This window comes from Verrucomicrobiota bacterium (genome assembly GCA_039027815.1).
Taxonomy (GTDB): Bacteria; Verrucomicrobiota; Verrucomicrobiia; order Verrucomicrobiales; family JBCCJK01; genus JBCCJK01.
Genome location: JBCCJK010000061.1, coordinates 1 through 9,472, shown reverse-complemented (window position 1 = coordinate 9,472; position 9,472 = coordinate 1). Strand labels below are relative to the sequence as shown.

Annotated in this window: 10 protein-coding genes; 5 read left to right on the top strand and 5 right to left on the bottom strand. The window is 58.8% G+C overall.

All coding sequences use genetic code 11. The annotated features are described in order from the left end of the window. The first annotated feature begins 397 nt into the window (after nucleotides 1-397). From AAF555_11770 to AAF555_11755, 4 genes are read left to right on the top strand one after another with little or no spacing between them, the layout of a single operon-like run. Nucleotides 398-1,252, top strand: coding sequence for a bacteriorhodopsin (locus AAF555_11770; GenBank protein MEM6912242.1), 855 nt, complete (start codon nucleotides 398-400; stop codon nucleotides 1,250-1,252). Nucleotides 1,253-1,274: 22 nt separating this feature from the next. Then, nucleotides 1,275-2,330 (top strand): Brp/Blh family beta-carotene 15,15'-dioxygenase, encoded by a 1,056-nt coding sequence (locus tag AAF555_11765; GenBank protein MEM6912241.1) that lies wholly within the window; start codon nucleotides 1,275-1,277, stop codon nucleotides 2,328-2,330. A 40-nt stretch (nucleotides 2,331-2,370) separates the two neighbouring features. Further along, a complete protein-coding gene (locus AAF555_11760) occupies nucleotides 2,371-4,104 on the top strand; it encodes a sedoheptulose 7-phosphate cyclase (protein ID MEM6912240.1) in 1,734 nt (577 codons plus the stop codon). Continuing rightward, a complete protein-coding gene (locus AAF555_11755) occupies nucleotides 4,101-5,102 on the top strand; it encodes a DUF6492 family protein (protein MEM6912239.1) in 1,002 nt (333 codons plus the stop codon). The genes AAF555_11760 and AAF555_11755 overlap by 4 nt, the downstream gene beginning before the upstream one ends. Before the next feature lie 92 nt (nucleotides 5,103-5,194). Here AAF555_11755 and AAF555_11750 read toward each other — a convergent pair whose 3' ends face one another. The 5 genes from AAF555_11750 to AAF555_11730 form a co-directional block, all read right to left on the bottom strand. After that, nucleotides 5,195-6,229 carry a formylglycine-generating enzyme family protein gene (locus AAF555_11750; protein MEM6912238.1) on the bottom strand — a complete coding sequence of 345 codons (1,035 nt, stop codon included), beginning with the start codon at nucleotides 6,227-6,229 and terminating at the stop codon, nucleotides 5,195-5,197. A gap of 161 nt (nucleotides 6,230-6,390) precedes the next feature. Continuing rightward, on the bottom strand, nucleotides 6,391-7,788 hold the full coding sequence (locus tag AAF555_11745) for a DASS family sodium-coupled anion symporter (GenBank protein ID MEM6912237.1): 1,398 nt from the start codon (nucleotides 7,786-7,788) through the stop codon (nucleotides 6,391-6,393). A gap of 229 nt (nucleotides 7,789-8,017) precedes the next feature. Further along, a complete protein-coding gene (locus AAF555_11740; protein ID MEM6912236.1) occupies nucleotides 8,018-8,215 on the bottom strand; it encodes a hypothetical protein in 198 nt (65 codons plus the stop codon). Nucleotides 8,216-8,245: 30 nt separating this feature from the next. After that, nucleotides 8,246-8,410 carry a hypothetical protein gene (locus tag AAF555_11735; GenBank protein ID MEM6912235.1) on the bottom strand — a complete coding sequence of 55 codons (165 nt, stop codon included), beginning with the start codon at nucleotides 8,408-8,410 and terminating at the stop codon, nucleotides 8,246-8,248. 213 nt (nucleotides 8,411-8,623) lie between these two features. Further along, entirely contained in the window at nucleotides 8,624-8,830 is a 207-nt protein-coding gene (locus AAF555_11730; GenBank protein ID MEM6912234.1) for a hypothetical protein, read from the bottom strand. 244 nt (nucleotides 8,831-9,074) lie between these two features. On the opposite strand from AAF555_11730, the gene AAF555_11725 reads away from it, so the two are divergent. Then, a partial coding sequence (locus AAF555_11725) for a transposase domain-containing protein (protein ID MEM6912233.1) occupies nucleotides 9,075-9,472 on the top strand: 398 nt, incomplete at its 3' end.

The following is a 9,472-nucleotide window of genomic DNA, read 5'->3' as shown; positions in this document are numbered from 1 at the left end:
TGGCCGAGTGGATTTCGGGCCAGACCAAGGCGCGACGAGGGCGCGGTGCAGGCACCGTAACCGAGGAGCAACGCAGGGCTGGCTCGAAAGACACCGGCTCTCCCTTCCCCGCGCTTCAGCGCCTCTTCCCCACAACACCTCACCTCCATTCTTCCAGTGAATTCTGGAGGTTGGTATAAAACAACTTGCTGCGGCCCGATTTCTCGACTTCTCAAAATCGACTATAACCAAAAGGCTTGAAAAGCGGGCAGCCCTACGGGCGCCCCCTTTCGGTAGATGCCTTCTTTTGTCTAATTAATTTTCGACCGCCAGCCAGTTTTTGCTCCGACTTTGCGGAGCGGCACGTAGTCCGGTTGTCCTTTGAACTAAAAGATAAACCTAAACCCAACGACACATCATGGAAAACATGGAAAACTTCTTCACCTACCAAAGCTACCAGTGGGATATCATTTCCCATATTCTGGTCTTTGGTGTGGGTGCCACTTTGGCCGGCTTGGTCTACTTCATCATTACCGCTAGGGAAGTGGCTCCAAAATACCGAATGAGCAACTATCTCTCCGCCGTGGTTATGGTTTCCGCGGCCATCATTCTTTTCAACCAGCAGCAAAGCTGGGACCGCGCTTTCACCTATGACGGAGAAGTTTGGTCTACCGCCTACTCACAAGGGGAGACCGGCACCACCTTCTCCAATGGATATCGCTACCTAAACTGGTCGATCGATGTGCCCATGCTCCTTCTTCAGATCCTATTTGTTGTTCCAGTCGCAGCAGGGAAATTCAAGAGTCTGGCCGTCGGTTTCGGACTTTCGGGCCTTGCGATGGTGGTGTTTAGCTATATTGCACAAGTCTTTGAGTATGGTTTCAATCCCGAAGCGCCCGACAGCGGTGCGGTCGGACTTTTCTGGGTCTTCTATATTTTGGGATGGATTGCCTACCTCATTGTCCTTTGGATCTTCTTCAAAGGAGTCATGCCCCTCACCAGGAGTCTTTCTACCAAGGCAGCCGGTGTCATGAAAGGCATCGCGATTCTCTTTCTCATCTCGTGGACCATTTATGGCATTGTGATCGCCATTCCCGCCTTCGCCTGGAACCCGAGCGGTTCGGTGTGGCGTCAAGTGCTCTTCACGATTGTGGACGTAACGTCGAAAGTCGTTTACGGAGCCATGCTCAGCTACGTCTGCATGCTTCGCTCGGCAGAAGACGGCTATCAGCCCGCGGTGGAGTCCATGGGCGGCGGCTCAGCCAAAGTCTAAAGACTCTCCACTCGAGACAGTCATGAATTGGATCAAACCAGGACAGGAAGGGCTCTTCCTGTCCTGGTTTTTCTTTGCCCTCGGCGGACTGGCCGCCCTGGTGTTTTCTCTTCACAGCGGCCTTCCCTGGCTCCCTTTCCTCATCTCTTTGCCCTTGATCGGGATGGCCCACGGGGCCGGGGACTGGATCATCCTCAAACCCGTCTCCCCCGCTCAAAAGATGGGATATTTTCTCGCCTACTCGGCCATCGCCTTTGGCATTTTGGCGCTCGCTTGGTTCTTCCCGACCCTTGCTCTTTGCGGTTTTCTCCTCCTTACGATTCTCCACTTTGGGTCAGCCGATGAGCGGGACCTTCAGCGCTTCGCTCCCGATGGCCGCCGGACCGGTGGCGGCATCTGGCGCATAGGGCTCTTCTTCTCTCTCACTCTGGCTCTTCACCCCACCGCCATCGCCACTCTCGGGCAAGAAGCCCTCGCCTTCCTCCGACCCGCTTCCGGAGTGACCTTTGCGGTTGGAGAAATTCAAGGCCTCGGCCAAGCGGGCGGCCTTGTTTTCGCTTGCCTTTGGGCCATCGCCCTCTTTCTCAGCATGGTCCGCCAAACGACCCAACGCGCCCTCGTGGAACTGGGCGAAGGTCTCTTGTTGCTACTGGTTGTCATCGCTCTTCACCCCCTCTTCTCGGTTGGGCTTTATTTTCTGACTTGGCACGCTTTTCGCCACACCGTCGAACTCGCAAAGCGGGAAATCCCCTCTCCAAACTCGAAGCTTCCTCTCTGGCAAAGTCTCTTTCGTGTTCACCGCGCCAGCCTCCCTTTCCTTCTCCCCGTGATTTTTTGTGTGGCTCTAGTGGTAGCGTGGCGGGGAAGCCTAGCCAACCCTTTCGATTGGACGGCCGTCTTGCTCTTGAGCTTCCTGGTTTTGACTCTTCCGCACCACTTCCTGGTGGAACGTTGGTGGAAAACCCAAGCTCGCCTCGCCCCTGCCTCCGCTCCGGAGGCTCGCCAAGCCCTCGCTGCTCGACCCGCCTTGGCGCGGGATCCCAAACACTCTCCGCTTTCGATTCCTGCTGAGTCGTAAGTGAAAATTCCCCCGTGATATTGAACCCAACCCAGAACCTATGATCACCCAGTCCATTCTTTCCGCTCTCCAAGATTTCGCCCAGGAGAGCTTCCCCGTTTCTTCCGATGCCTCCAACCTGCGGGACCAATTATTGGAGAGCGAGGCCTTTCTCCATTTTCTGAGGTCGGTTCAGGAAAATGACATTTACAGTCCGGAACTGAACACAGAATTCCAAGCCGCTGGTTTCCTCGAGGCTCTGGCCCCCGTTCGTCAGCTCCGCTGCGCCTTCAGTCTCCCTCTCAGTGCTTTCGGAAGCGCGGTCACCAAGGCCATCCAGCCCCTCTCCTCCCAAAACGCTGAGCACTGGGAAAGCTGGAGCAAGCGGTTTTCTGAAACGCCCCTCGGGGAAAGCAAGCTGCTGCCATGGCTGAAGTCCGGCTCCCAGGGCGAATTCTTGCAGGAGTGGGAGGATCGTTTGGTCGCAAACAATCCCCATGCTATCTACCCCACTTCTCCCTACCGTTCGGGATCGGGTCACGTGGTGGCCACCCCGGACCACCAGCGGGTGGAAGCCGTCATGACCTCGCAGACCTACACCAGCATCGAGGTCGTGGAGGGGGTGCTGTCGCCTGAGCAAAAGCTCTTGGCCGAAATCTACCAGCCCCACGACCGCTGCGTGGCCCTGGTTGACACCAACGTGGAAGAACACTTCGGCTCTGAGATCGAAGCCTATTTCGAAGCCAATCACATCCCTCTCAAAAAGCTGGTCTATCGCGCGATGGAGGTCGACAAGGGGATCCATACCGTCGAGCGCATGCTGGGGGACTTCAAGGAGCTGGGCGTTTCCCGGAATGAACCAGTCCTCTTGGTGGGCGGCGGTGTGTTGGCGGACACCGGTGGTTTGGCCTGCGCGCTTTACCACCGCAGCACGCCTTACGTCATGCTCTCGACCTCGATCGTGGCCGGAATCGACGCCGGGCCTTCTCCTCGGACTTGCTGTGATGGCTTCGGTTACAAAAACCTCTTTGGGGCTTACCAGGCACCCCTTCTTTCCATCACCGATCGCTACTTCTTCCGCACCTTGCGAGAAGGCTGGCTTCGCCACGGTATCGCCGAAATCATCAAGATGGCCTGCGTGAAAGACTTTGCCCTCTTCGAAGCCTTGGAAGAGGTGGGACCTCGTCTCATCACCACCCGCTTCGGGACCCTCGACGTCGAGCCCGACGACCCGATCCACCAACAGTCCCGCCACATTCTCGGCTTGGCCATCCAGAGCTACGTCGAATCAGAATACGACAACCTCTACGAAACCCACCAATGCCGTCCTCACGCCTTCGGCCACACCTGGTCTCCCGGTTTTGAGATCCCGGCTGGCATGCTCCACGGCCACGCCATCTCGGTGGGGATGGGCTACAACAGCTACCTCAGTCATCTCCAAGGCTGGATTTCTCGGGAGCAACTCGACCGCATCCTCAAGCTGATCGGGACCTTTGAGTTGAGCCTCTACCACCCCATCCTCGAACAAAAGTCCCTCATCTGGGAGGCCCAGCTCAAGATGGAACAGAAGCGAGGCGGTCACTTGGTCGCCCCCATGCCGAAGGGCGAACTGGGCCAATGCGGTTACTTGGCTTCTCTCTCCCGCGAGGATCTCTACCAAACCCTCGACGACTACGGGAAACTCTGCAGCGAACTGCCCCATGGCGGCCTCGGCACCGAAGTCCACTGTCACGAAGTCGGCCTGGAACACCCCGGCACCGTGGGAGACGGCGACCCCATCCCCGCCGCCGCTTGAAGCCCGGGCCGACACTCTCAGGGCACGATGTGGTCCTGCCGCTTTATCAAACTGGTTGGAACACGCGGGCGGTATTGGAGGGCTTGACCTTCTGGTATCGCCCGCGCCGTCTCTTCCTCCTGACCCCGGGCGAGCAAGTGGCCGCCATCGAAAAGAAGGCGGGCCAGTGGTCGACCTCGCCCATCGTCTGCTTGGCGGAGGAATCTCTCTTCGAACCCCGCTACGGCCTCAGCAAAGGTGACCTCGCGGAACCACTTCGCCTAGCCGGTTCACTCTACACACCCGGCTGGTTCTTCCAACAACTGCTCAAGATGGGAGCCGGGACCTTCCTCGAGGATTTGAGTGAGGACTACCTCGTCTGGGACGCCGATCTTTTGCCGGTGGCGCCTTGGCCGCTTTTTGTGGAAGGCGTTCCCGCCTTCGCCCTGCTGCAACATCGCAGCGGGGGAAACCCGGCCATTGTCGCCAAATGGGCCGAATGGATTCGCCAATTCCTCTCCATTGCCCCCATCGAAGAGCCAGAAGGAACCTTCGTGCCCCATCATCTGTGGTTCCACCAAGACCAGGTGGCCGGGCTTTTGGAAAAGGTTTGCCAGGCCCTCGGAACGACCGACCCGTGGCCGCTCGCCATGATGAAAAGCGTGGGAGGCGAAGGAACCTTTAGTGAGTTCTGGGCTTACAGCTCGTGGTTGCAGGCCCAAGCACCGGACCGCCTCGCCTACCACCCTTATTCCTCCTACGGATCCACCACCGAGCGATTCTTCGAAGACGGCACGGCCCTCTTCGCCAGCAAGCTCGCCCGCACCACCGGGAAAAATCCAGCCGATATCTCTTACTTCGACTTGTTGGCTTTCCTCAGAGGGGAGTATGGCGAGGACGCCCTTCCCTCCTCCCTCTCCTTCGAGACCAGCTCCCGCCACCTCCAGAAAGCGGCCGCTACCCTCCACCTGGAGGAGACTCGTTCCCGCTGGAGCATGCGCTCCGAAAGCTCTGTCTAATACCAAGCTGCAGAATTGGCTGGTAGAATGGCCAGACCCCTAGCTCACCAAAAAGGAAGGCAACCAGGCTCGCCGTCGAAAAAAGCAAAAAATTATTCCAGGTCACGAGCACAACGAAAACCCGTATGATTGGAAGGCGACTCGCTGTCAAAGGACTGCCTCGCTCCCGGTTGGTAGCCCTTGCACCAAACATCTGAGCAAAGAAAGGACCCCCCCCGGGTCACATGAGCCACCACGCGCTGGCCGGGAGCGGCCACCTGATCGCGCCGAGGACCGACCGGGTTTTTGACCCCGTCCGGGCGTAGGCGGTAGGCATAAGGGTGATAGTAGTCGGCCACGATCTCCCAGACATTCCCCGCCATATCATACAATCCGTAAGCATTCGGCGGAAAGGACTTGACCGGTGAAGTCGCGACAAAGCCGTCCAGCCCCGTGTTTTCCTTGGGCCATTCGCCCTGCCAGATATTGGCCATCCAAACCCCCTCTCCCCGCGGGAAGAACTGGTCCCCCCACACGAAAGGCTGCTTGGCCAAGCCCCCTCGCGCCGCTCGCTCCCACTCCGCCTCGGTTGGCAAACGCTTGCCCGCCCACGCGGCGTAGGCCGCCGCATCCTCATGGGTCACATTCACGACCGGATGGGTTTCTCGCCCCTTCCAGGTGGAGCCAGGGCCCTCTGGTTGCTTCCAGGAAGAACCCGGCACCAGCCTCCACCATTGGGTAATGTCCCGTTCGCTATGGACTCTCGTAGCCGGCTCAAACACAATCGCTCCCGGGAGATGGATGGCAGCCACGGCCTCTTCCACCCGGGCCAGGGAGGCCGCGAGAGCTTCCTTCTCTCCCTCCTCCGCTTGCGCCAAGCTCGTCCGCATCTCCGCGAGGCTGCGTTCGGCCTGAGCCTGCATCTCTTGGATCACGTCCTCCGGAAAAGGCCGCTCGGCAAAGGTCACATAGCCGGTGGCCTCTACGAATTGGGCAAACTCCTGATTGGTCACCTCCGCCTCATCCAGCCAGAAGGCATTCACCGTGACTTGGTGGACCGGGTAAGCCGACTGGTGGGAGTTCGAATTTCCTCCCATTTCTCCGGCGTCCCCCCCCATTTGAAAGGTCCCACCGGGAATCAGCACCATCCCGGGTGGGGTCTCGCCCTCTGCGGAATCCGGCCCTCCCGACTTCTGGCACGCACCTAGCCACAGCCAACCCAGCCCCCCTACTGTCCAGAGAGAGAATCGCCAGAAACGCTTGGGAAACGGTCGCGTCCGCATTCTTCCCCTTACCCCAGGACGTAGACTCAAGCATGCAAAGTTGACCATCCGGTCAAAATCGCGATCGAAACCAAATTCAGCACCAAGCCCACCCGCATCATCTGCCGTTGGGGCACTCGCCCTGTTCCGAAAACGATAGCGTTGGGAGGCGTCGCCACCGGCAGCATGAAAGCGCAGCTAGCGGCCAAGGCCAGAGGCACCACGAAGACCCCGCCAGCCAACTCCAGCTCCAGGGCCACCGTGTAGAAAATCGGCACCAGGAGAGCTGCCGTGGCCGTGTTGCTGGACAACTCCGTCAGGAAAATGACAAAGGCCACCACCGCTCCCACCAAGAGGAACAGGGGCCATCCCTGCACGCCCTCCACAAAAACCCGCGCCAGAAAAAGACTCGCTCCCGACTCCTTCAAAACAGAGGAGAGCGCCAGGCCGCCGCCAAAAAGCAAAAGCACCCCCCAATCCGTGGCCCGATCGATATCTCGCCACCGCACCACCCTGAAATAAAGCAGCGCCACCACCGCCATGAGAGCGATCACCGTATCCACGCCCTTTGCGATCCCAAGCCATCCCGCAATCTGCTGCGAAAAGACCCAACTCAAGGCCGTCACTGCAAAAAGCAGCAAAGTGACCCAGCGATGCCAGTTCAAACGGAAAGGCGCCTCCTCCATCGCCAAGGAGACCTCGGTCTTGGGACGGAGCAGACAGAACAAGACCCCCACCATGACGGGCAAAAGCAGGCCCACCGCCGGCAGGCCGATGGCCATCCACTCGAGGAACCCCAACCCCAGCTTCTCCGCCGCCACCCCATTGGGGGGCGAACCCACGATGGTTCCCAAGCCCCCAATGCTCGCGGCGTAGGCCACCCCCAAGAGAAGAAATAAGCCTTGGCTACTCGTTGGTTGCCCAGGAGCTTCGGCTTCCAAGCGACGCAGCACACCCAGGACCAGCGGGATCATCATAGCCGTAGTAGCGGTATTGCTCATCCACATGGAAAGGCCAGCCGTCGCGCCAAAAAGCCAAAGCGCCGCCCACAGAAACTGGCCTCCTCCCAAGCGAATCAATCGATTGGCAATCCAACGATCCAAGCCTTGGTAGGCCAAAGCCGCCGCCAAGGCGAAGCCTCCCAAGAAAAGAAAAATCAAGGGGTGGGCAAAACTCGCCAAAGCAGACGGCACCGACAGCAAGCCCGAGCCACTCGCGAGGACAGGCACCAAGAGCGCCGTGGCCGCCAGCGGCAAGGCCTCCGTCAGCCAAAGAAACGCCACCAAGGCAAAAATCCCCAAGCCCAAGCAAACCTTGCCCGCCTCCAGGCCCTCCCCCGCATGGCTCGGCCACCCCATCGGCAGAAGAAAAACCAATCCCAAAAAGAGACCCAGACCAGTGAAAACCAGCCACGTCCGCCTCCGTCGGAAAAAGGGACGAAACATCTCCGTCCCCTCGATATCTTCCTTGGGATACTCCTGATACAGCCACCAAGGCTCTCGCTGCGCAGAGGGGGGCGAATCTTCCGATGGATCCAAGGACGGTGGGGGCTCCTTCATGCCAGTGACACCATGCCGAACACTCGACCGCCTGACAAGCCATCGCTCGCCTCAAAAAAACCGGGGAAGAGCGGCTCTTAGGGAAAGCTGCTCGAGAAACTGGTAGAAGCGACGCTCAATGAGGCAAATCGGGCTCGATCAAACTGGCTCCTTTGATCAGATGGCAAAACTCCTTTTTGGTCACGTGATGCCTCGTCCCTTCACCGGTTTCCAGATTGGTGATGAGCTTGTAATCAATACTCAAACGCGCCCACTTCACGATTCGATAGTGCCGCTCCCCCTGCTTCCAAATCTGGCCTTGTTGAAGTTTCATGCAACAGCCTTCGGGCTTTCCGACATCCACTCAAGGTTGTTCTTCGACGATCTCTCCATCCCGCAACACCAACAAAGGCATGCCCCAGCGCTTACGCTCAGCGCGGACTTCTTTGGCCGCTTCCAACGCAGCGACTTTTCCTCGCTCTACCGAAGTCATCTCCGGCCTAGCCGCGATTGTCTTGGTCTTGTTCATCCGAGTTGTTCCAATTCGGTAACTTTAGCGGATTTTGACTCCAGCACCAAGCGAGGGGTGTCATCTCGATTATCCCAGACATGCCAACGGTCGGAAATCGGCGCATACAGCTTGTTGAAGTTGTCCAAGCTTCTCGGAAAAAGACGCACCAAGTCCGCCGTGGGGATGTCGTGGCCGCCGGACTAGACTCGTTGGTCGATACGCTGGTGGAAGCTAGAGGAAATGCAGCTCGATTTGGTAGCCCAGGCACTTGGCCCGCTCGAGCCACTTCCGCTGACTGGTCCCACTCAGCGTGCTCTCAAGGCCAAATGACAAGCCATCGTCGATCAGGTCAAAAACCTTTCCCGAGCCGTTGAGGCCCCCAAATAAATAAAGCACCGGCGTGGCCTCGGGGGAATTCTGAATGCCTACAACTCCCATCTTTCTGCCAAGGTAGCGCAACCAGTCGCCCGGCGCACAGGCCAACTCCTCCGAAAATAGGGTCAGCCATGAATGGCGCGGGATTAAGGGCCATCATCGGGGGAAATTGTTGGGTTGAGGCAGGCAAAAAGAGTGGAGAGGAAGCCGCCCGGCGATAGTTTGAGGTGTGAAAACAAAACAACCGTATTTGGACGGCTTCCCCCGGAAGCTATTTGGGCGAGCGAAGCGCGGAGCGCAAGAGCGGATGAAGCGTGAGCTGGAACGGGTTCGTGGAAGCGGACTGGGAGAGCTGCAGGGGATGCTTAAGGAGGTGATCCCGCCTGAACTGGTGGGGCGACATGCCAGCAACGGACGTCGGCGGCGCTTGCCGCAAGAAGTGGCCTTCTGGGCGTTTTTGAGTCAGGCGCTCAGTGAGGATAGCTCCTGCGCGCAAGCGGTGGCGCGAGTGCAGAGCTGGAGTGCGGCAGCGGAGCTTCCGGTCCCCAGCGCGGACACTTCCTCCTACTGCAAGGCGCGCCAGCGGCTGCCTGAAGAGATGCTCGAAGCCATCCACGAGCACTTGGTGGAAGGCTTGGATCGCTCGTTGGGCGGAGACTACCGCTGGCGGGGTCGTGCGCTCAAAGCGGTGGACGGCAGCAGCGT

Excerpts from the sequence above, each read along its gene's own strand:
- AAF555_11770 (MEM6912242.1), top strand. The coding sequence starts at position 398 with ATGGAAAACATGGAAAACTTCTTCACCTACCAAAGCTACCAGTGGGAT.
- AAF555_11765 (MEM6912241.1), top strand. The coding sequence starts at position 1,275 with ATGAATTGGATCAAACCAGGACAGGAAGGGCTCTTCCTGTCCTGGTTT.
- AAF555_11760 (MEM6912240.1), top strand. The coding sequence starts at position 2,371 with ATGATCACCCAGTCCATTCTTTCCGCTCTCCAAGATTTCGCCCAGGAG.
- AAF555_11750 (MEM6912238.1), bottom strand. The coding sequence starts at position 6,229 with ATGGTGCTGATTCCCGGTGGGACCTTTCAAATGGGGGGGGACGCCGGA.
- AAF555_11745 (MEM6912237.1), bottom strand. The coding sequence starts at position 7,788 with ATGTTTCGTCCCTTTTTCCGACGGAGGCGGACGTGGCTGGTTTTCACT.
- AAF555_11740 (MEM6912236.1), bottom strand. The coding sequence starts at position 8,215 with ATGAAACTTCAACAAGGCCAGATTTGGAAGCAGGGGGAGCGGCACTAT.
- AAF555_11735 (MEM6912235.1), bottom strand. The coding sequence starts at position 8,410 with ATGAACAAGACCAAGACAATCGCGGCTAGGCCGGAGATGACTTCGGTA.
- AAF555_11730 (MEM6912234.1), bottom strand. The coding sequence starts at position 8,830 with ATGGGAGTTGTAGGCATTCAGAATTCCCCCGAGGCCACGCCGGTGCTT.